The 19807-nt window shown below is 44.8% G+C and carries 22 protein-coding genes; 18 read left to right on the forward strand and 4 right to left on the reverse strand.

The window, feature by feature from the left end; genetic code table 11:
• The first annotated feature begins 461 nt into the window (after positions 1–461).
• The 6 genes from J7E26_RS12980 (at position 462) to J7E26_RS18320 (ending at position 4628) form a co-directional block, all read left to right on the forward strand.
• A complete protein-coding gene (locus tag J7E26_RS12980) occupies positions 462–1034 on the forward strand; it encodes a hypothetical protein (protein ID WP_214803361.1) in 573 nt (190 codons plus the stop codon).
• A gap of 64 nt (positions 1035–1098) precedes the next feature.
• Positions 1099–1434 (forward strand): uberolysin/carnocyclin family circular bacteriocin, encoded by a 336-nt coding sequence (locus tag J7E26_RS12985; RefSeq protein ID WP_061527068.1) that lies wholly within the window; start codon positions 1099–1101, stop codon positions 1432–1434.
• 82 nt (positions 1435–1516) lie between these two features.
• Positions 1517–3172, forward strand: coding sequence for a hypothetical protein (locus J7E26_RS12990; protein ID WP_214803364.1), 1656 nt, complete (start codon positions 1517–1519; stop codon positions 3170–3172).
• Positions 3165–3869 carry an ABC transporter ATP-binding protein gene (locus tag J7E26_RS12995; RefSeq protein WP_214803367.1) on the forward strand — a complete coding sequence of 235 codons (705 nt, stop codon included), beginning with the start codon at positions 3165–3167 and terminating at the stop codon, positions 3867–3869. Before J7E26_RS12990 ends, J7E26_RS12995 begins: the two co-directional genes overlap by 8 nt.
• Complete coding sequence (locus J7E26_RS13000; RefSeq protein WP_214803370.1) at positions 3866–4393, forward strand: stage II sporulation protein M; 528 nt, start codon at positions 3866–3868, stop codon at positions 4391–4393. The genes J7E26_RS12995 and J7E26_RS13000 overlap by 4 nt, the downstream gene beginning before the upstream one ends.
• 16 nt (positions 4394–4409) lie before the next feature.
• Positions 4410–4628: a DUF5970 family protein gene (locus J7E26_RS18320; RefSeq protein WP_223060905.1), complete on the forward strand. Its 219-nt coding sequence runs from the start codon at positions 4410–4412 to the stop codon at positions 4626–4628.
• A 43-nt stretch (positions 4629–4671) separates the two neighbouring features.
• Here J7E26_RS18320 and guaC read toward each other — a convergent pair whose 3' ends face one another.
• Positions 4672–5652: a GMP reductase gene (guaC, locus tag J7E26_RS13005; protein WP_214803372.1), complete on the reverse strand. Its 981-nt coding sequence runs from the start codon at positions 5650–5652 to the stop codon at positions 4672–4674.
• Positions 5653–5880: 228 nt separating this feature from the next.
• Here guaC and J7E26_RS13010 point away from each other — a divergent pair, with 228 nt between their 5' ends.
• Positions 5881–6024 carry a hypothetical protein gene (locus J7E26_RS13010; RefSeq protein WP_214803375.1) on the forward strand — a complete coding sequence of 48 codons (144 nt, stop codon included), beginning with the start codon at positions 5881–5883 and terminating at the stop codon, positions 6022–6024.
• Between the two features lie 38 nt (positions 6025–6062).
• On the opposite strand, the gene yumC is transcribed toward J7E26_RS13010, so the two are convergent.
• Entirely contained in the window at positions 6063–7058 is a 996-nt protein-coding gene (gene yumC / locus J7E26_RS13015) for an NAD(P)/FAD-dependent oxidoreductase (protein WP_214803378.1), read from the reverse strand.
• 310 nt (positions 7059–7368) lie between these two features.
• Here yumC and J7E26_RS13020 point away from each other — a divergent pair, with 310 nt between their 5' ends.
• The 4 genes from J7E26_RS13020 (at position 7369) to J7E26_RS13035 (ending at position 10021) form a co-directional block, all read left to right on the forward strand.
• Positions 7369–8589 carry an NAD(P)/FAD-dependent oxidoreductase gene (locus J7E26_RS13020; RefSeq protein WP_214803381.1) on the forward strand — a complete coding sequence of 407 codons (1221 nt, stop codon included), beginning with the start codon at positions 7369–7371 and terminating at the stop codon, positions 8587–8589.
• A gap of 173 nt (positions 8590–8762) precedes the next feature.
• Positions 8763–8906, forward strand: coding sequence for a YuiA family protein (locus J7E26_RS13025; RefSeq protein ID WP_214803384.1), 144 nt, complete (start codon positions 8763–8765; stop codon positions 8904–8906).
• A gap of 52 nt (positions 8907–8958) precedes the next feature.
• The gene (locus J7E26_RS13030) at positions 8959–9279 is read left to right on the forward strand and encodes a YuiB family protein (RefSeq protein ID WP_214803386.1); all 321 of its coding nucleotides are present in this window, start codon (positions 8959–8961) and stop codon (positions 9277–9279) included.
• A gap of 100 nt (positions 9280–9379) precedes the next feature.
• Positions 9380–10021, forward strand: a complete 642-nt coding sequence (locus tag J7E26_RS13035) for a 3D domain-containing protein (protein ID WP_251034682.1) — start codon at positions 9380–9382, stop codon at positions 10019–10021.
• 30 nt (positions 10022–10051) lie between these two features.
• Here J7E26_RS13035 and J7E26_RS13040 read toward each other — a convergent pair whose 3' ends face one another.
• Positions 10052–10528: a divergent PAP2 family protein gene (locus tag J7E26_RS13040; RefSeq protein ID WP_214803392.1), complete on the reverse strand. Its 477-nt coding sequence runs from the start codon at positions 10526–10528 to the stop codon at positions 10052–10054.
• Between the two features lie 147 nt (positions 10529–10675).
• On the opposite strand from J7E26_RS13040, the gene J7E26_RS13045 reads away from it, so the two are divergent.
• Together J7E26_RS13045 and J7E26_RS13050 are read left to right on the forward strand one after the other, a co-directional pair.
• A complete protein-coding gene (locus J7E26_RS13045; protein WP_214803394.1) occupies positions 10676–12166 on the forward strand; it encodes a leucyl aminopeptidase in 1491 nt (496 codons plus the stop codon).
• Between the two features lie 130 nt (positions 12167–12296).
• Positions 12297–13625: a Na+/H+ antiporter family protein gene (locus J7E26_RS13050; protein ID WP_214803397.1), complete on the forward strand. Its 1329-nt coding sequence runs from the start codon at positions 12297–12299 to the stop codon at positions 13623–13625.
• A gap of 37 nt (positions 13626–13662) precedes the next feature.
• Here J7E26_RS13050 and J7E26_RS13055 read toward each other — a convergent pair whose 3' ends face one another.
• On the reverse strand, positions 13663–14265 hold the full coding sequence (locus tag J7E26_RS13055) for a biotin transporter BioY (protein WP_214803400.1): 603 nt from the start codon (positions 14263–14265) through the stop codon (positions 13663–13665).
• A gap of 98 nt (positions 14266–14363) precedes the next feature.
• Here J7E26_RS13055 and J7E26_RS13060 point away from each other — a divergent pair, with 98 nt between their 5' ends.
• The 5 genes from J7E26_RS13060 (at position 14364) to J7E26_RS13080 (ending at position 19794) form a co-directional block, all read left to right on the forward strand.
• Positions 14364–14960 carry a sulfite oxidase-like oxidoreductase gene (locus J7E26_RS13060; RefSeq protein ID WP_214803404.1) on the forward strand — a complete coding sequence of 199 codons (597 nt, stop codon included), beginning with the start codon at positions 14364–14366 and terminating at the stop codon, positions 14958–14960.
• A 175-nt stretch (positions 14961–15135) separates the two neighbouring features.
• Positions 15136–16011, forward strand: coding sequence for an alpha/beta hydrolase (locus J7E26_RS13065; RefSeq protein WP_214803407.1), 876 nt, complete (start codon positions 15136–15138; stop codon positions 16009–16011).
• Between the two features lie 134 nt (positions 16012–16145).
• Entirely contained in the window at positions 16146–16931 is a 786-nt protein-coding gene (locus tag J7E26_RS13070) for a 2,3-dihydro-2,3-dihydroxybenzoate dehydrogenase (protein ID WP_214803410.1), read from the forward strand.
• Between the two features lie 22 nt (positions 16932–16953).
• Entirely contained in the window at positions 16954–18150 is a 1197-nt protein-coding gene (gene dhbC, locus J7E26_RS13075; protein WP_214803413.1) for an isochorismate synthase DhbC, read from the forward strand.
• Between the two features lie 21 nt (positions 18151–18171).
• Complete coding sequence (locus J7E26_RS13080; protein ID WP_214803416.1) at positions 18172–19794, forward strand: (2,3-dihydroxybenzoyl)adenylate synthase; 1623 nt, start codon at positions 18172–18174, stop codon at positions 19792–19794.
• Positions 19795–19807 lie beyond the last annotated feature (13 nt).

Raw genomic sequence — 19807 nt, forward strand, 5'->3', positions numbered from 1 at the left:
ATCATTTCTTTTAGAACTAAAGTTTGCCGCTGCCTCCAGACCGACTATAGCAAGCTGGCTTCTTTATAGGAATATTTTGCGGCAGAATCAATGTTTTCTATTTCATTTCCGAGTTTATCGGCTTCATATCAATCTGCTTTTTCAACTAATTTTCACAGGTGTTTGATCTGCCCGTCAACTGTGATGTAAAACCTCCATTTTAAGCAAAAGCTTCTATATACCCCAAACCTTAAAGGTAATGAGCGCGGAATATCAGCTTTTTGATTTTTCATATCTAAAAAATCTTCATGAATCCATTCGAAAAGAAAGAGTATTTGGAACTAAAAAGAGAGAACATACCCTGTTCGGAAGTTGTTACTAAAGTCATGATTTGTATGAAGTGTATTGATTTTTTCATAGGAATAAACTAAATTGTAAAAGTATAGAATAGTTAATTTATTTTGTAAGAAAAGGATGATAATATGATAGGTCAATTGAGTAATAAAAAAATCTTTTTAAGTTCTTTTTTCATAATTTTGATCTGTTCATTACTCTTCCAATTTAGTATTTCAGATAAGATATTGAACACTTATTATTCTTCCATCGGAGAAAATACCTACGACGTAGGGGAAAAAAGTGTACGTACAATTGTAATGTTTTTGCAGGGTTTTATGATCTTTACGACTTTTATAGAGATTTTGATTGGCGGATTTATTTTATTTGTTGTGGCTTTTATCCTTGGTTCGAAAAAACCAAAAAAAATATATCTTCTCCTATACACGTTAACTTCTCTGATTTTGGCATTTAAAATGTTTATTCTTGCGATTGTAAACTACTTAACTGCTGATTCCTCTCTTATATATTCAGCGAGCGGCACTGCATTGGATTTGCAGCTGCTAGATCCGTTTTTTCTGATATCGATTGTGGCTTTGTATGTTGTCAGCGGGAAATTGACTGATTTGAACAAAAAAAAGAGGCTTATTTTGACAGGGAGTTTTGTTTTATTAAAGCTCATTAATATTTTCTTTAATTATTTTATGGTGGATAAGATTTAGCCCGGGGGAGAGCAAATGAGGCTGAATTTTATTATATATTAAAAAAAGAACAGGAGATGTTACGATGAACTTAGTAAAATCTAATAAAAAATCTTTCTTGTTATTTGGTGCAGCTCTTGCAGCAGCTGCATTAGTTTACGCACTTTTATTGACTGGTACAGAGTTAAATGTTGCAGCGGCTCACACATTTTCAGCAAACGCTGAATTAGCTTCAACTCTAGGTATCTCTGCAGCAGCTGCTAAAAAAGCAATTGATATTATTGATGCTGCGTCTACAATTGCGTCTATCATTTCTTTAATCGGTATTGTCACTGGCGCAGGTGCTATTTCTTATGCTATCGTAGCAACAGCAAAAACTATGATTAAGAAATACGGCAAAAAATACGCTGCCGCTTGGTAAGATAAATTCATAAATACCCGCTCTTTTTGGACAAGCTGCAAAAAGAGCCTCTCCCTCAAATCCATATGGTAAGGATGAAATTATGAAAGTAAAACAAATAGTTGCTCTTATCAAGTATAATACCCTGTCATCATTTCGTAAAAAGAAGGAAGATTGGAGTATTCCTCATCTAAGCAACAAGTTGCTGTCAGCTATCATTATTTCTTGTATAGTTTTCTATTTGGTTTTATTAGGATGCGGCATTGTATTCGGAACAAAAATGATTGGGCTTCCCGTTAATTCGTGGGGGCAATTTGTTTTAATAGCTGTTTCGTTAGAGCAGCTTTTTTGGTCGGCTGGCTTTTTTAAAGAAAACCATCATGCGTTTCTATTGGATACGCGTAAAGTCATTCACCAATTAAAAAAAGTTCGGTTTTTGCAACTGTTTTCTGTGTTTATCGGACAGTCACTCAAAAAAACAATTATTATATGGTACCTTTTTGTTTTTCCTGTATTTTTATTTTTAAGCAGTGCTGGTATGTCAAAAGTTTATCCTGTTACCGTATTCATGTTAGGAATGGTTTATTTTTGTCTTAACTTATTTTTATCTATGCTGTTTTCGTATGTTTTATATGCTCTTACAAATATTTGGAGCAAGCTGTTTTATTTTAAAGTCATGAAAAGTATTTTATTTGCATTCAGTTTGCTGGTTCCGCTTGTTATTGGGTATATTGTCTATCTTCTCGTGTTTGGCGAGCATACAATGAAGGACATCTCCGGTTTTATGGAATCGCCGGCTTTTAAAAACATATTAATGAATACGCCATATGTATTTATAGCATTCCGGGCACATTCTGTTTTGTCCTTCGTCACGGTGCTGGCTGCTGCAGGGCTTTTGGTTATAGGGCTGTTTAAAATATGGTCCGCTACCCTGAAAAAAATGGATCTCATCCCTTATATTTATTTATCAAAAACCGATTTTTCACCAAGGCTGCGATTATATAGTAAGCATAAAATCTTTCGTGCTATTTTTCAAAAGGATTTGCTGTTCTTATTAAGAATAGACGGTTTTTTTATCAGGAATTTTGGCAGTATGCTTTATTTGTTAATGTTGTTTTTAGGCTTCAGCATTCCGCTGCTTTCCCATCATTTTACTGGATATTCGACAGCTGCAGTTGTTTCCGCCTCGGTTGTCATTGCTAATTTTTCTTATCAGCTTGTAGGGGATGCGCTGAAAACAATATTGTCAGTTGACGGAGAAATAAAAAATCAGCATCTGTTTCACCGAAATATTAAAAATGCTTGGCAAATGGTGTTTCCGAAAGTATGTATTTATAATCTTTCAGCTTTAGTATACTCGTTCATAATCTCCGTTCTGATAACTGTGTTTTTTCCATCTTCTGTGGCGCTGACTATATACTTGTTTATTGTATTTGTATGTTCGGGTTTTTTATACAGTCTTGTCCAAATTTCGAGCACCGCGCTTTACCCTAAGAAAAACTGGGAACATCTTTATGAAATTGGAGAAGCGGGAAAAGCAAAGACGTATAACAATTTATACGGTTCCTTGATTTTTATTGTGTCGCTTCAAATAGCTGCAATTACGACGTATCTAATTTATAAAAAACCTGAACTTGAAACGATACTCATTCACTCGGCTTCAGGTATTTTTATCCTGTTCACACTATTAAACTATGGAGTCATGTTTCTTTTTCTTCGAAGAATCAATATGGCGGAAAGGTTTGCGAGCAATGATTAAATTGGTGAATATACAGAAAAATTATAGTGAAAAACAGGTGTTGAGAAATGTTTCTTTTGAAGTGAAAAAAGGTTCAATCTATGCTTTGCTAGGGACTAATGGAGTTGGAAAAACAACAACATTAAAAATTATTTCAGGGTTGCTTAAACCAACTTCTGGGGACGTATTGATTGATGGAAAAGAGATCGATTCAGAGCAGGGAGGGCAAATATCAGCTGATATTGGATTTGTCCCCGACCATGCGTTTTTATATGATTATTTAACTGGAGTTGAATACTTACGTTTTACAGCCGAAATGTTTCAAGTGCCTTCTCAACAGGCAAATGATTATATTGACAATATGTTAGATACATTAAAGCTTTCTCAAGACGGGAACCAGCTCATTAAAACGTATTCACACGGTATGAAGCAAAAATTGTCGATTGCGGCCGCACTCATTCATCAGCCCAGAATTTTAATTCTTGACGAGCCGTTAACGGGCATTGATTTGATAAGCGGGAAGACCATACGCACGTTATTAAGAGAGTATGTAAAAAAGGGAAATACAGTCTTGTTATCGACTCATTTGCTGGAGCTTGCTCACTCTTTGTGTGATACGATCGGTATTATTCATGAGGGAACCTTTGCGGCGGAATATCAATCATCACAGCATTCTTTAGAAGAAATTGAAGAAATGGCTGAGAGTATATATACATGATGGGCCGGATCTCGCTGTCAATTAAGAAGTCCTGCTTCCCCTTAATCGCATCATTGCTGTTTTTTACAGGCGGTGTGATCACTGCTGTGTTTTCAGATGATTTTTTTTCTGCGGCCCCTTATAACAGTTCGGCAGGCGCAGCTGAATTGTTGAAGAATAATGCAATCGCTTGTCTGTTTTTAGCGGCAGGTTTTTTTACTTTTGGTTTAACATCGATATTTTATTTGTTTTCTAACGGGTTTATTTTGAGCGGCTCGATCATAGAAAGCCTGCATAATGGGATTCCTTTTTATCAGATTATTTTACTGCTAATTCCTCATGGTATCTTTGAAGTGCCTGCGTTATTATTAAGTGGCGCTATCGGTTTCAAGAGCGTTGAACTGGTCATTAGGCTGTGTTTTTCTAAGCAAAAAAAGATTATGCTAACGATGTTTAAACATATCGGCGTCATGGTGCTGTGCATCATTTGTTTACTTATCGCTGCGGCAATTGTTGAGGCTTATATCACACCAATATTTAAGTAGAAGGGGCAGAATGAATATGAGAAGTAAATTATCATTGATCGGAGTGCCGATTGTTATGATCATAGGGTATGTCATTTCTTTATCCTTTGAGTGGTTATTTCCTGTACTTACTTTTGGGGCAGCGGGATTGTATATTTTTTTATTTGCCCCTTTTCATAAAATGATTCGATACGTTTTTTTGCTTATCTTTCTCATTAATCTTTTATCCAGTATTGTTCTATATTTTAATATTTAAAAAGACATTCATGGATTGAATGTCTTTTTTTTGTAATTGCCGTTTAAAATTTATCGCCATTAAAAATTGAGTTTTTCACAATGACGTAATCGACATTCCGAATCGCCTCAAGCTTGTTTCCTCCGGCGTAAGAAATTGATGATTGGAGATCCTGCTCCATTTCAGTCAGCGTGTCCTGTAAAGAGCCTTTATGCTCGACATGCATTTTTTTGCCCTCAACATTTTTCTTCTCGCCTTTTTGATATTCGGAAGCGGAGCCGAAATATTCCTTATAAAGCTTGCCGTCTGCTTCAATCGTTTTTCCCGGTGATTCCTCGTGTCCGGCAAACAGTGATCCGATCATGACCATTGCTGCTCCGAAGCGGATTGATTTCGCGATATCACCGTGGGTGCGTATGCCGCCGTCTGCAATAATCGGTTTGCTCGCCGCTTTTGCGCACCAGCGAAGTGCGGCTAATTGCCATCCTCCCGTTCCGAAACCTGTTTTGATTTTTGTGATGCAAACCTTCCCTGGACCGATTCCCACTTTTGTCGCATCAGCACCCGCTCGTTCTAATTCCCTTACGGCTTCCGGCGTCCCGACATTGCCCGCAATGACAAAGCTTTCCGGCACGTTTTCTTTTATAAAGTGAATCATCTCAATCACCGCGTTGGAATGGCCGTGGGCGATGTCAATTGTGATGTAATCCGGTACAAGCTGCTGTTCTTTTAATTCCCGGATGAAGGCATAATCATTTTCCTTCACGCCGACACTGATGGAAGAAATAAGCCCGCGCGCTTTCATGTCTTGGACAAAGGATAAGCGTTTTTCCGGCTCAAAACGGTGCATGATATAAAAGTAACCGTTCTCCGCAAGCCGGATTGCGATGTTCTCATCTATAATAGTTTGCATATTTGCGGGTACGACCGGCAGCTTAAATGTGTGCCCGCCCAATGTCACTGATGTATCACACTCAGAGCGGCTGTTTACAATACACTTTGCAGGAATTAACTGAATATCTTCATAATCGAATACATTTTCCATATATAACACTCCTAAAAACGAATAATAAAATTACATATAAAATAAATGTTCGTCTTTTTATAATGTACTTCGTTTTGTATCTGATGTCAAATGTTTTCATATTTCTTTATAAGGGCAAATGCCGGCGGCTTGTCATCCGTACGGAGTTTGGTTATCATAGTGATATTGGATTTTTTGATCAACTGTTTGTCTTTATAGATATGGAAGAAACAGGAGGGAGGGTTCGGTATGAATCAAGAGCAGTACGAACACAATCCAAAAGCCCAAAAAATTCAGGACCGGATTATTTTAGGAACGATCTGGATCGTGTCAGCACTTGTCATTGCACTTGTTGTCGGAACGGTGATGAATTATATCTGGATGTTTAAATAAAAAAGAGTCTGTGCCGCGATGACACAGACTCTTTTTTATTATTTTTCAAACATGCTTGTGGAATGCAGAGGCTGGACGCGCGCTTTCGGGTCCATGTAAGCCTTCGCGTTGTTTACGGCTGTCGGCGCTTCGCCGAAACCGCTGGCGATCAGTTTTACTTTTCCTTCATATGTGCAGATGTCTCCTGCAGCGAAGAATCCTTCAATATTTGTTTCCATTGTGCTTTTCACCACGATGGAGTTTTTCTCGATATCAAGCCCCCAGTTTTTAATCGGGCCAAGAGATGAAACAAAGCCGTAGTTTACGATCAGGTCGTCAATTTCGACAATTTCTTTACGGTCGCCTTTCACTTCTTCAAGCACGAGCTGCTCAATCCGGTCTTCACCGACAAGTTCAGACGGAACAAACGGCGTCAGCACTTTTACTTTAGAATTGTGCAGGTTTTCTACACTGTGCTCGTGCGCGCGGAATTTGTCACGGCGGTGAACGATGCTGACTTCTTTCGCAATCGGCTCAAGCATAAGCGCCCAGTCTACCGCGGAATCTCCGCCCCCTAAGATCGCAACGCGTCTGCCTGCGAATTGATTGAGGTCGTCAATGAAGTAATGAAGATTTTTTCCTTCATATTGCTCTGCTGATTCAAGCTCCAGCTTTCTCGGCTTAAACGCGCCGTTTCCTGCAGTGATGATTACTGTTTTTGAATAATGCGTTTCTGAATTCGTAACAAGCTTAAACACGCCGTCTGCTTGCTTTTCAACTGATTCAACGGCTTGCTCTAAGCAGATGGTTTGATCAAATTTTTCCATCTGCTCTTTCAGGTTATTTACGAGCTCTTGTGCGCGGATTTTCGGGAATCCGGCAACATCATAAATATATTTTTCAGGATACAGCGCGCTAAGCTGGCCGCCAAGCTGGGGCAGGCTTTCAATGATCTTGACGCTTGCCTGTCTCATTCCCCCGTAAAATGCAGTAAACAGGCCGACCGGGCCGCCGCCGATAACCGTAATATCGTAAACCTTTGAATCCTCTTGCATACCAAATTGCCTCCTAAATGAAAATTGTTATTAATTATAACATACAATTTGAAATGATGACGAGTGGCGAAACCCGCTCGGCCGCTTCATTCTTGAAAAATATCCTTGCCGCCGCTAGGATGGGGACAAACTCCATTCAGTTTTTTCCTGAATGTTTTCCGTTTCTCTCGGATACTATGGTGATATGCAGACATGTGCGGTTTTCTAAAAAATTTATAATTCATTTCATAAAATCCCGCCAATAAGCTGAAGCTATTACAAATGTTGATTTGATAATGCGTCTAACAGCAAAAAAAAGAAGGTGGATGTGATGGCATTGAATAAACCCAAAATCGTGGTTTTAGGTGCAGGTTATGGTGGATTAATGACAGTGACGAGGCTTCCGAAGCAGATCAGCGCAAATGATGCTGAGATTACTTTAGTCAATAAGCACAACTATCATTATGAGACGACATGGATGCATGAGGCGAGCGCAGGAACGCTGCACCATGACCGCTGCAGATATCAAATAAAAGATGTGATAAATGAATCGCGTGTCAAGTTTGTGCAGGATACGGTGAAAGCGATTGATGTTCAAAATAAAAAAGTGACCCTTTCAAATGGGGACATTCCGTACGATTATCTCGTTATCGGGCTGGGCGCCGTCCCGGAAACATTCGGTATTAAAGGTTTGAAAGAATTCGCATTTCCGATTGCTAATATCAATACGTCACGCCAGTTGAAGGAACACATTGAACTGCAATTTGCAACATACAACACTGAGGCCACAAAGCGTCCCGACCGCTTAACCATTGTTGTCGGAGGCGCTGGCTTCACAGGCATTGAATTTCTGGGCGAGCTTGCCAACCGAATGCCGGAGTTATGCAGGAATTATGACATTGATGAAAGCTTGGTCCGCATCGTCTGCGTCGAGGCCGCTCCGACTGTCCTGCCGGGCTTTGATCCGGAGCTTGTGGATTACGCCGTCCATTATCTTGAAGGCAAGGGCGTTGAGTTTAAAATCGGCACTGCTGTTCAAGAATGCAGGGCAGACGGTGTCACGGTCGGTAAAAAAGACGAAGAGCCTGAAGAAATTAAATCGCAGACCGTTGTGTGGGCGGCAGGTGTGCGCGGACATCCGATCGTGGAGGAAGCCGGTTTTGAAAACATGCGAGGCCGTGTCAAGGTGAATCCTGATCTTCGGGCGCCCGGTCATGACAACGTTTTTATTCTCGGTGACAGCTCTCTGTTTATAAATGAAGAGACGGAACGTCCTTATCCGCCGACTGCGCAGATCGCGATGCAGCAAGGAGAAACAGTCGCCAAAAACTTAGGCCGCTTGATAAAAGGAGGACAGCTTGAAGAATTCAAGCCTGATATTAAAGGAACGGTAGCCTCCCTCGGAGAACATAATGCGGTCGGAGTCGTTTACGGCAAGAAGCTGAAAGGCACGCCGGCATCCTTTATGAAAAAGGTAATCGACAACCGTTCGTTATTTATGATCGGCGGCCTCGGTCTGACACTGAAAAAAGGGAAATTTAAATTCTTCTAAAAACCCGCAGGCGCGGGTTTTTACTTCTTTTAAAAAATGGCGGAACGAAAAGGATTCAGTAGTAAAAATAAGATGTTTCCGCTTACATCAAATGATTTGTCACATCTTCTGACTTGGTGCTTGACAATGAGATATGATATATTATCAGAAAATTAAGAAAAAGGGTGATCCGCATGAAAACAACAGCGAAAAGCACTGTGGCCGCGTGCCCGTTCTGCTCTGGAAAAGGTTATTTACAATTGCTTCTTGGCGGCTCCGAAACATGTCCATCCTGTCAGGGAAGCGGCAAAGAGAGACGCTTTGTTTCCAGACGTTGACTTTTTTACCGCCTCCGAGGTACACTGAAAGTGCTTTAGGGGGTGGTTGTTTATGATTAGTTTGCCTGTCGTCATCATCTCAATTGTTTTATTTTTTGTTTTGTTTTTCGGCATTGGCTTTCTGTTAAACATGCTGCTGAGAATGTCATGGATCATGGCTGTTGTATATCCGATTGTATGCCTTTTCATTATCAGCAATAAAAAGATGATCAGTTATGTGCAAGCCCCGGGAGAATCGTTTCAAAGCCTGTTTCAGCGCATGACGTCATTAGCGATCGCCGATATCGTCATTTTAGCCGGCGGCCTGGCCGGAGCCATTATGTCAGGGATTGCCATTAAGGCGCTTAGAAAAAGAGGATATCAAATGTTTTAAGCTCGCTTTCTTATTTGAGAAAGCTTTTTTTGTGTGATGCCGTTTTTGTATAGTGTCTCCCCGAGTTGGGAACAATGACTCGGAGGAGAGGTGATTGATAATGACGATAATCAGGCGCATATTCATGATCGTGCTCTTTTTGGGCGCATGTAACGCTACATACTTTGCCATCACCGGAGTAGAAGCGAAAGACCTGTCAAACTGGATGATTGAAAATCACGGAAAATCTTTGAAAAAAATCGGCATTCCGTTTCAGTCATTGCAGGATCATCCGGAAAGGAAGGTTTCAGGCGAAGTAAAGCCGTTGGAAGAAGCTTTTGACTGGAAGCGCTATCCGTCACATAAGGTGACGGCAACCGGTTATACAGCCGGGGCGGAATCTACGGGAAAATCCCCGGGGCACCCGCAGTACGGCATTACATATTCAGGTGTGAAGGTCAAACGCGATTTATATTCTACGGTTGCCGCCGATCCGTCTGTTTTTCCGATTGGGACCATTTTGTTTATCCCGAATTACGGGTATGGGGTAGTGGCTGATACCGGTTCAAAAATAAAAGGCAGCCGTCTCGATCTCTACTTTGACACCGTGAAGGACGTTTATAACAACTGGGGCAAAAAAACACTGGATGTTTATATCGTAAAAAAAGGTAACGGAACGGTTTCCGAGGATGAACTGGTAAAGCTGAATGAAACAAAGTCCTTACAAGTATTCAGAAACCAGTATAAAACCGTTAAAGAATAAAAACGCCTCAGCACGCGCTGAAGCGTTTTTTTACATAAAGAAATAATCTAAAATCAAGGTCAGCACAATGCCCGTCAGGCCGCCGAAAAACACTTCAATCGGCTGGTGGCCGAGCAGTTCCTTCAGCTTTTTCTGCTTTTCTTTCTCCTCCGCCTTCGGAAAATCCCTTGCCTCGCTGACAAACCGATTAAAATCAATGACCAATTTATTAATGACCGTCGCCTGCTCGCCCGCATGGCGTCTTACACCCGTGGCATCAAACATCGTAATGACGGCGAAAATCGCAGCGACTGCAAACAGAGGCGAATCCAGACCGCTTTCCAAAGCTATACCCGTAGACAGCGCCGTTACGGCAGCGGAATGGGAGCTTGGCATGCCGCCTGTGCTTGTCACAAGGGACCAGTCAAGCCTTTTGGATACGATAAATTGAATGGGCACTTTTACAACCTGGGCAAAGATAATTGCAGCAAAGCTCGCCAGTAAAGGAAAATTCATAAATATATCCATATGTGACATCCTTTCTATATAAAACAGTCAAATGGAAACGAAAAACTGCAGGAAACGCCCTTAGTTTGGTAAAATAATATTAATGGAAAAATGTTTTATCATTATACCATTTTACATAACAAATACCCACCTAAGGAGTGTGTGCTCATGTTTTATGCGGCTGATCAACTGCGGCATCCTGAAACACTGGTCGTCGGACTTTTCCAAAAAAGCAGGCTTAACGGATTCACGAAGGAATTGGATGATGAGCTGAACGGACATTTGACACAGCTGTTAAAGGACGGTGATGTGTCTGCAAAACGAAATCGTGTATCAAAAGTATACCCTCCGCTCGGAACAGGTATGAAACGTATTTATTTTATCGGGTTGGGAAGAGAAGCGAATTACTCGTTTGAAGATACAAAAGAATGCTTTGCCCGCGTATTTCAGCAAATACATCAAGACAAAAAGCAGGAAGTGTCCGTGCTGCTTGACACGTTCGTTTCAAGCGAGGTGCCGGCCGCTGACGCCGCTCACGCGCTGGCGGAAAGCTGTCTGCTTGCTGTTTACGAAGTGCAGGATTATAAACATAAATCGAATGAGCCGGATCAGGAGTTAACCTCCGTCTGTGCGGTGACGGATGAAGATTTGCAGGAAGTGCAGGCCGGCCTGAACGTCGGCGCCGCATACGGCCAAGGAACGAATTCGGCCCGTACGCTTGTGAATATGCCGGGAAATATGCTCACGGCGACCGATTTGGCGTCATATGCCGCTGAGCTTGCGGCAAAGTATGATTTTGAATGTGAAATTTTAGAGAAGGATGAAATGGAAGAGCTCGGTATGGGCGGGATTCTCGCCGTCAACAAAGGATCAACTGAACCGCCGAAAATGATTGTCCTCAAGTATCAGGGCAAAGAAAACTGGGAAGATGTCATCGGCCTTGTCGGAAAAGGCATTACGTTTGATACGGGCGGATATTCCATCAAGCCGAAAACAGGAATCGTCGGCATGAAAAGCGATATGGGAGGCGCGGCTTCCGTCTTGGGCGCAATGGAGATTATCGGGGAACTCCGTCCTGAACAAAATGTGCTTGCCGTCATTCCGTCAACGGACAATATGATCTCCGGTGATGCCATGAAGCCCGATGATGTCATCGTATCGCTCAGCGGAAAAACGATTGAAATTTTAAACACGGATGCAGAAGGGCGGCTCGTGCTGGCAGACGGCATCACATACGCCAAGCATCACGGGGCATCTGTCCTCGTAGACGTTGCAACCTTAACGGGAGGCGTTGTGGTCGCGTTAGGAACGGAGACGACCGGCGCCATGACAAACCACGCGGCCTTTTATGAGCAGGTCGCCGACTCGGCTCAAGAATGCGGAGAGCCGATCTGGCAGCTGCCGATTACAGAAAAGGATAAAAAACGGGTGAGAAACAGCCAAATGGCTGATTTGAACAATTCTCCGGGACGGGAAGGCCACGCGATTATGGCGGGAACGTTTATCGGCGAATTTGCCGAGAACACGCCGTGGGTTCATCTCGATATTGCCGGGACGGCAACGGCCAATAAAGCGACGTGCTTCGGACCGTCCGGCGCAACCGGCATCATGGCAAGGACCTTAGCCACATTGGCCGAGCGATTTACGCCCCAAGCATAACCGCAGCCCGCTGCCCTAAAGCAGCGGGTTTTTGATTTCCAAAATCTTTAGTTGACTAAAGCGCAGAATATATGTTAACTTTAATTATCTACTACATTAGCAAACTAAAGGATTTTTGGAGGGAACTATCATGAATGCTGTTATTGTCGCAGTGCTGCTTATGCTCGTGTTAAGCTTACTGCGTGTCAATATAATCATAGCCTTAATGATCGGTGCATTAGCCGGCGGGCTGACTGGAGGTTTGGGCCTTGGCGATACCGTGAAGGCTTTCACAGACGGTCTCGGCGGAAATGCCACTGTCGCCGTCAGCTACGCGCTTCTCGGTGCGTTCGCCGCGGCGTTAACAAAGACGGGGCTTCCTGATGTAATGGTCGAAGCATCTGTCAAATTAATCGGAAAAAAGGAAGACTCGCGAAAGAAAGCACTGTCTAAAGTGTTAATTGTCCTGATTATTTTAATCATCTCATGTTTTTCGCAAAATGTGGTGCCCGTTCACATCGCGTTTATTCCTGTACTGATTCCGCCGCTTTTGAAAATATTTAATGAACTTGAAATGGACCGCAGACTGATTGCGTGTGTGATGACATTCGGTCTGACGGCGCCGTATATTGTTCTGCCTGTCGGTTTCGGGCAGATTTTTCAGGGCATGCTGAGAGACAATATGGCATCATCCGGTTTAAAGGTGCCGCTCAGCGATATCCCGTATGCTCTGATTATCCCGACGGCGGGAATGGTCGTCGGCTTAATTTTGGCCATTATTTTCTTCCGTAAGCCGAAAAAATATGAAATGAAAGAAATTGCCGGATTATCGTCTTCCCCTTATACGAAAAAAAGCATCGCGATCGCCGTTTTGTCGATTGCTGTGTCACTTGGGGTTCAGCTCTATCTGTCACAGGTCTTGGGAGTGGAAGGCATGATCATGGGGGCGCTTGCCGGCCTGTTTACGCTGTTTATCAGCGGGGCCATGAAACGAAATGAAGCTGATAAGCTTATTACAGACGGTATGATTCTGATGGCTTTTATCGGTTTCGTCATGCTCGTTGCGGCAGGATTTTCAAATGTATTGAATAAAACGGGCGATGTAGCATCATTAGTAAAAGCTTCAACTGGTTTTATCGGCCACAGCCAATCAATGGGCGCATTCTTGATGCTGGTCGTCGGTTTGTTAATCACAATGGGAATCGGTTCTTCATTTGCGACTGTACCTGTCATTACCACTATTTTTGTGCCGCTGTGTATTCAGCTCGGATTCAGTCCGATGGCGACGATTGCGGTGATCGGATCCGCAGCCGCGCTTGGAGATGCCGGATCTCCGGCGAGTGACAGTACGCTTGGCCCGACCTCAGGCCTCAGTGCAGACGGACAGCATCACCACATTTGGGATACGTGCGTACCGACGTTCATCTTTTACAACATCCCGCTTATTTTATTCGGCTGGATTGCTGCGCTTGTCCTGTAGAAAAGGCTCCCTTCTCAGGGAGCCTTTTTTGCAGTTCTTACACAGATGACGTATGATTTCTTCTGAAACCTGTCGCTTTATGAATAGAACGATAAATCGCGGGTGCAATAAAAGCCAATATTATGGCTAAGATCATATCTTTTATGAAAAACCAAACCATATAAAACCAGGCTGTACCATAGCTGATAGGAGCATGAAGCCACAGTTTCAGCGCAATATACATATAAGTCGTGCCGATCACGTAAATGACGCCGGTCCCGATGAGAGAGGCCGCAGCATAAAGAAACCGGCCAGGCTCCGCTTTTCTTTCTAACAGCCAGCCTGCGGCAAATGCTGCCGGAATGTACGAGAGAATAAATCCGCCGCTTTTTCCGAGAAATGGCGCAAAGCCCGCTGAGAACTGAGCAAAAACGGGCGCCCCCGCTAATCCGGCCAGTGCATAGACCGTCATCGCAATGGCGGCGCGTCTGCTGCCGAGAAGCATCGCCGCTAACAGACAAAAGAACGGCTGAAGAGATAAAGGAATTCCCGCAACTTGCAAAAAGGGAGCCATTGATGTAATGTTGGCGCCAACACCCATCAGTGCGGCAAACATCCCGATAAGCGCCATATCACCGGCGCGAAGTTTACGTTGAATCATCTGTTTTCCCCCTTATACTTGTACCAGAATAGCGTAATGGAAGGAAAAATAATTGTCAACATAATTTTTATATAGGTTTACAAAATGGAGGGAGCCATATGTTTTTCGGGAAAACGAAACAAACAGAACAATCGGAAAGAGTGCCGCCCAACCAAAATGTCACAACGAAATTTCCAGTGCTGCACGCCGGAAATGTTCCTTACTATGAAGATTTGTCAAAATGGAATCTGCAGGTTTACGGACTTGTTGATCAGCCGATGCTGTTAAGCTTTGAAGATCTGAAGACCTTTCCGAAAACCGAATCAGAAAATGATATACATTGTGTTACGGGCTGGTCCCGGCTTGATAACGTATGGCAGGGAGTGCGTGCAAAAGATATCGCTGAAAAAGCGGGGGTCCAAAAAGAGGCTGGATACGTCATACTTCATGCCGAAGAAGGCTGGACCGCCAATCTGCCGCTCTCTGATTTTACACGGGAAACATCTTTGCTCGCATACGCTCATAATGGAGAGCCTTTAACGCCGGAGCACGGTTATCCGCTCAGAGGCGTTTTTCCCCATCTCTATTTTTGGAAAAGCGCCAAGTGGCTGCGCGGCATCCAATTTACGAAGGAAAACCACCCTGGTTTTTGGGAGAAAAACGGCTATCATATGAGAGGAGATCCGTGGAAAAATCAGCGTTTTACATGGGATTGATCACATGTCACAAATAGTGCTTAGGTACCTTATTGATATAAGGGGCCTTTTTTATATGGAAAATCCATTGACTTTGTTTGGCAGAAAAACTATTATTTGAGGTGTCTTTTGATATTGAAAATCATTATCAATGAGTGTGTATAAAGCAATTATCATATGAGGGGATGAACTGATCATGGACGGAAAGAAAACAAAGCAGGAAATCGTGCCAGGCGGGCAATTTACGATTCCGGGCACAGAAGTGAGGGAGATGCGTTCACGGAAAGGAGACCGTGCGTATCACATTTTTGTGTCTGGTCCGCAGGAAGAACCGCCTCCGTCCGGCTTCCCCGTCATTTATCTGCTTGACGGAAATTCCGTGTTCGGAACAATGGCGGAGGCTTTACGGGTGCAAAGCCGCCGGCCTGAGAAAACAGGTGTTGTTCCCGCTGTGATTGTCGGAATCGGTTATCCGACGGACCAGCCGTTTTCTGCCGCTCGCCACTGTGACTTTACACTGCCTCTGCCCGAATCAGAGCTGCCGGTGCATCCGCAAGGGATGGCGTGGCCTGAGCGCGGAGGAGCAGAAGAGTTTTTGTCATTTATTGAGGAAGAACTAAAGCCTGAAGTGGAGCGCGATTATCGCATCGACACAGGCAGACAGACGATTTTCGGCCATTCATTGGGCGGACTTTTTGTGCTGCAAGCGCTTTTAACAAGACCGGAGCTGTTTCAGACCTATATCGCAGGAAGTCCGTCCATCCATTGGAACAAACGGTTCATCCATGAAGAAGCAGAGCGCTTTGCAGCACGACTGCAGGACGACGCAGAGCTGAACGTAAGCGTTCTCTTGGCGGCCGGAGAAATCGAAAAAAGCCATAAGAGCCGGATTCCAGAGCATGCAAAAGCACTGTTTTTGATATTATCAGAGCTTGAGAGAGAAGGAGTGCGTGCCGAATACCGGGAGTTTGAGGGCGAGGGCCATATTTCCGTTCTTCCGGTATTAATCAGCCGGGCCCTGCGGTTTGCCCTAAATCCGGGCGGGCCCCACACCTCATTTTCATCCATCTGAAAAAAACAGGTACTTCGGACTAAAAACGGCTGATTCTAAAATTCTAATTGACTGAGAGATTTGATTTGGATATGATTGTCTTGAATCATAATTGATAATGATAATCATTATCAATATAAAAGGAGTATGATGATATGGACGCATTGGGAATGAAAGGGAAAACCGCTTTCGTCACCGGCGCCGCTCAAGGCATTGGAAAAGCAACGGCGCTGGCCCTTGCTGTACAAGGTGTAAATGTGGCCGCTATAGATACGAATGAAAAGAAGCTTCACGAGCTTACGGAAAGACTTCAAAGTGAAGGCGTGCGCGCTCAAGCTTTTTCCGCTGATGTATCGGACAGTGCTGCCGTAAACGGTATTACTGCGGCAATTGAACGTGAAATGGGGCCTATTGAGATACTGGTCAATGTCGCCGGAGTGCTTCGGCCGGGGCCGATCCATTCCCTCAGCGACGAAGACTGGGCAAAAACGTTCTCAGTCAATACAACCGGTGTGTTTAACGTCTCGCGCGCAGTCAGCCGGTACATGATAGAGCGGAAAAAAGGCGCCATCGTTACGGTCGGCTCAAATGCGGCCGGTGTGCCCCGGGCGTCCATGGCTGCTTATGCCGCCTCAAAAGCGGCAGCCGTCATGTTTACGAAATGCCTCGGACTGGAGCTTGCGGAATATAACATCCGCTGCAACATCGTGTCTCCCGGTTCAACCGAAACGGAAATGCAGAGGGCGCTTTGGCAGAATGAAAACGGAGCCAGGGATGTGATTGCAGGCTCTCTTGACACATATAAAACAGGAATTCCGCTGAAGAAACTGGCAAAGCCTTCTGATATTGCAAATGCCGTTCTTTTTTTAGCCTCTGAACAGGCAAACCATATTACGATGCACGATTTATGCGTAGATGGCGGCGCTGCTTTAGGCGTTTGATTCACGATAAGGAGGTACGGACATGTCAAACCAACATTTATTGACAGAGATGTCAGCAAGAGAGGTGCTTGAAGCGTATGAGCCCGGGGCATTCTTTTTAGCTTCCCCCCGCAGCACGATGCTCGCGGAAGGGATATTTGCGAAAGTGCCGGAAGCAGAGGCCGATTCCCAGCTGGATACGCTGTCTGAACGTGTAATGCGTACGCTTGATCAGGCGAAGCGCTCCGGTATAAAACATCCGATTGTGGCAGGGGCCATTCCTTTTGACGGCACAAAGGCTTCGCAGCTTTTTGTCCCAAGAGACGTTCATTTGGCCGAACCGCTTTCATTTATGACAATTTCACCTGAAAAACCGCAGACAAATACATACGACATTTTGCCTGTTCCAGATCCTGAGGGCTTTATGCGCGGTGTGGAAAAGGGCGTTTTTAACATTACGGACGGCCCGCTCAGTAAGATTGTGCTGTCAAGAACGCTCCTTCTGACCGCAGAAAAGGATATTGATATTCATCAAGCCGTTAAGCATTTGGCGCAGCACAATCCGCACGGCTATACGTTTGCCGCAGATGTGACCGGAACATCAGAAGCGCGGAAAACGCTTTTCGGCGCAAGCCCTGAGCTGCTTCTTTCTAAAACTGGAACGGCTATTATGTCCAATCCTTTGGCAGGCTCAAGACCGCGCAGCGCAGATCCGATTGAGGATCAAAGAAGAGCGGATGAATTGCTGGCTTCAGCCAAGGATCTGCATGAACATGCGGTTGTTGTCGCTGCCGTTGCCGCTGCCCTTAAACCGTTCTGCCGGAAACTCGATGTGCCGGATAAACCGTCGCTTATTCAAACGGAGGCCATGTGGCACCTTTCAACCGAGGTAAGGGGAGAGCTTTCTGATCCGTCAACGACTTCGCTTGAGCTGGCGATCGCTCTTCATCCGACTCCGGCGGTATGCGGAACGCCGACGGATGCGGCACGAGAGGCGATTTTTGACATTGAACCGTTTGACCGCGGATTTTATACGGGAATGGCGGGCTGGTGTGATGCTGAAGGTGACGGAGAATGGATTATCGCACTTCGCTGCGCAGAGGCAAAAGCTCGTTCTCTCCGTCTGTTTGCAGGTGCCGGTATTGTCGCCGGATCAAACCCTCAGGATGAATTGGACGAGACATCTGCTAAATTCCGCACGATGCTCCGCGCGATGGGACTTTATCAAGATGACATGTAATGGAGAAGGGGGAAATCGATCATGCTGACTGGATTTACGCCGTGGCCGAAAGAGTTAGAGGATCAATACCGTAAAGACGGCTGCTGGAAAGGTGAAACCTTCGGAGGAATGCTGAAAGAGCGGGCCGCTTTATATGGAGATCGCACTGCCGTCACATGCGGAGAGACAAATTGGAGCTACAAAGAATTAGATGAAAGAGCAGATCGTTTAGCGGCCGGCCTGCACGAGCTCGGGATTCAAAAGGAAGACCGGGTCGTGATACAGCTTCCGAATACAGCCGAGTTTTTTGAGGTGATTTTCGCGCTGTTCCGCTTGGGGGCGCTTCCTGTTTTTGCGCTGCCTTCTCATAGAAGCAGTGAGATTACGTATTTTTGTGAGTTTGCTGAGGCGAAAGCCTACATCATTCCTGATACACATTCAGGATTTGATTACAGAGGCCTTGCAAGACAGGTGAAAGACAAACTTCCGTCCTTGGAACATGTAATTGTGGCGGGAGAGGCTGAAGAATTCCAGCAGCTGAGCAGTCTGCATACGGAACCTGTTCATCTGGAGGAAGTAAGTCCGGCTGAGGTTGCTTTTTTGCAGCTGTCAGGAGGAAGCACGGGGCTGTCCAAGCTGATTCCCCGAACACACGATGATTACATATACAGTTTGCGCCTCAGTGCGGAAATTTGCGGCCTGGATGATCAGAGTGTCTATTTGGCCGCCCTGCCGGCTGCGCATAATTATCCGCTCAGCTCACCAGGTGTTCTGGGAACTTTATATGCGGGGGGACGAGTTGTCTTATCACCGACGCCGAGTCCTGATGATTGCTTCCCTTTGATTGAACAAGAAAATGTGACGATTACCGCGCTCGTTCCGCCGCTTGCGATGGTGTGGATGGAAGCTGCGGGTACCCGCCGAAATGATTTATCCAGCCTCCAAGTGCTGCAAGTGGGAGGCGCGAAATTCAGCGCCGAAGCGGCCCGAAGGGTGAAGACCGCGTTCGGGTGCACGCTCCAGCAGGTTTTCGGAATGGCGGAAGGTCTGGTGAATTATACGAGGCTGGATGACCCGGAGGATATTATCGTCAACACTCAAGGTAAACCGATGTCACCGTTTGACGAGGTGCGGGTGGCAGATGATGACGGACAGGATGCAGCACCTGGGGAAACCGGCCATTTGCTTACGCGCGGCCCATACACGATACGCGGTTATTATAAAGCACCTGAGCATAATGAAAGGTCGTTTACCGCTGATGGATTTTATCGGACAGGCGATATCGTCAGACTCACTCCGTCCGGCTATATCATCGTTGAGGGGCGTGCGAAAGATCAAATCAATCGGGGCGGTGAAAAAATTGCCGCAGAGGAGGTAGAAAACCACCTCCTTGCCCATCCAGCCGTTCATGATGCAGCCATGGTGTCAATGCCGGATGATTTTCTCGGCGAGCGGTCTTGCGTGTTCGTTATACCAAAAGGAGAAACGCCAAAACCGGGAGAGCTGAAAGCATTTTTACGAAAACGGGGACTTGCAGCGTATAAAATTCCCGACCGGATTGAATTTATCAGCTCATTCCCGCAAACGGGCGTCGGAAAGGTCAGTAAAAAGGATCTTCGTGAAACGATTGCCAAAAAACTGAAGCCTGCCCAAATCGAACTATAATAATAAAAGGAAG

The sequence above is a fragment of the Bacillus sp. ISL-51 genome (assembly GCF_018613535.1).
In the GTDB taxonomy this organism is placed as follows: domain Bacteria; phylum Bacillota; class Bacilli; order Bacillales; family Bacillaceae; genus Bacillus.

Bases quoted from the DNA above. Each gene is read 5' to 3' on its own strand.
- J7E26_RS12995 (WP_214803367.1), top strand. From the start codon at position 3,165: ATGATTAAATTGGTGAATATACAGAAAAATTATAGTGAAAAACAGGTG.
- J7E26_RS13025 (WP_214803384.1), top strand. From the start codon at position 8,763: ATGAAAACAACAGCGAAAAGCACTGTGGCCGCGTGCCCGTTCTGCTCT.
- dhbC (WP_214803413.1), top strand. From the start codon at position 16,954: ATGTCAAACCAACATTTATTGACAGAGATGTCAGCAAGAGAGGTGCTT.
- J7E26_RS13040 (WP_214803392.1), bottom strand. From the start codon at position 10,528: ATGGATATATTTATGAATTTTCCTTTACTGGCGAGCTTTGCTGCAATT.
- J7E26_RS13010 (WP_214803375.1), top strand. From the start codon at position 5,881: ATGAATCAAGAGCAGTACGAACACAATCCAAAAGCCCAAAAAATTCAG.
- J7E26_RS13050 (WP_214803397.1), top strand. From the start codon at position 12,297: ATGAATGCTGTTATTGTCGCAGTGCTGCTTATGCTCGTGTTAAGCTTA.
- J7E26_RS13065 (WP_214803407.1), top strand. From the start codon at position 15,136: ATGGACGGAAAGAAAACAAAGCAGGAAATCGTGCCAGGCGGGCAATTT.
- J7E26_RS12990 (WP_214803364.1), top strand. From the start codon at position 1,517: ATGAAAGTAAAACAAATAGTTGCTCTTATCAAGTATAATACCCTGTCA.
- J7E26_RS13030 (WP_214803386.1), top strand. From the start codon at position 8,959: ATGATTAGTTTGCCTGTCGTCATCATCTCAATTGTTTTATTTTTTGTT.
- J7E26_RS13080 (WP_214803416.1), top strand. From the start codon at position 18,172: ATGCTGACTGGATTTACGCCGTGGCCGAAAGAGTTAGAGGATCAATAC.
- J7E26_RS13060 (WP_214803404.1), top strand. From the start codon at position 14,364: ATGTTTTTCGGGAAAACGAAACAAACAGAACAATCGGAAAGAGTGCCG.
- J7E26_RS13020 (WP_214803381.1), top strand. From the start codon at position 7,369: ATGGCATTGAATAAACCCAAAATCGTGGTTTTAGGTGCAGGTTATGGT.
- J7E26_RS13070 (WP_214803410.1), top strand. From the start codon at position 16,146: ATGGACGCATTGGGAATGAAAGGGAAAACCGCTTTCGTCACCGGCGCC.
- J7E26_RS13035 (WP_251034682.1), top strand. From the start codon at position 9,380: ATGACGATAATCAGGCGCATATTCATGATCGTGCTCTTTTTGGGCGCA.
- J7E26_RS18320 (WP_223060905.1), top strand. From the start codon at position 4,410: ATGAGAAGTAAATTATCATTGATCGGAGTGCCGATTGTTATGATCATA.
- yumC (WP_214803378.1), bottom strand. From the start codon at position 7,058: ATGCAAGAGGATTCAAAGGTTTACGATATTACGGTTATCGGCGGCGGC.
- J7E26_RS13045 (WP_214803394.1), top strand. From the start codon at position 10,676: ATGTTTTATGCGGCTGATCAACTGCGGCATCCTGAAACACTGGTCGTC.
- J7E26_RS13000 (WP_214803370.1), top strand. From the start codon at position 3,866: ATGATGGGCCGGATCTCGCTGTCAATTAAGAAGTCCTGCTTCCCCTTA.
- J7E26_RS13055 (WP_214803400.1), bottom strand. From the start codon at position 14,265: ATGATTCAACGTAAACTTCGCGCCGGTGATATGGCGCTTATCGGGATG.
- J7E26_RS12985 (WP_061527068.1), top strand. From the start codon at position 1,099: ATGAACTTAGTAAAATCTAATAAAAAATCTTTCTTGTTATTTGGTGCA.
- J7E26_RS12980 (WP_214803361.1), top strand. From the start codon at position 462: ATGATAGGTCAATTGAGTAATAAAAAAATCTTTTTAAGTTCTTTTTTC.
- guaC (WP_214803372.1), bottom strand. From the start codon at position 5,652: ATGGAAAATGTATTCGATTATGAAGATATTCAGTTAATTCCTGCAAAG.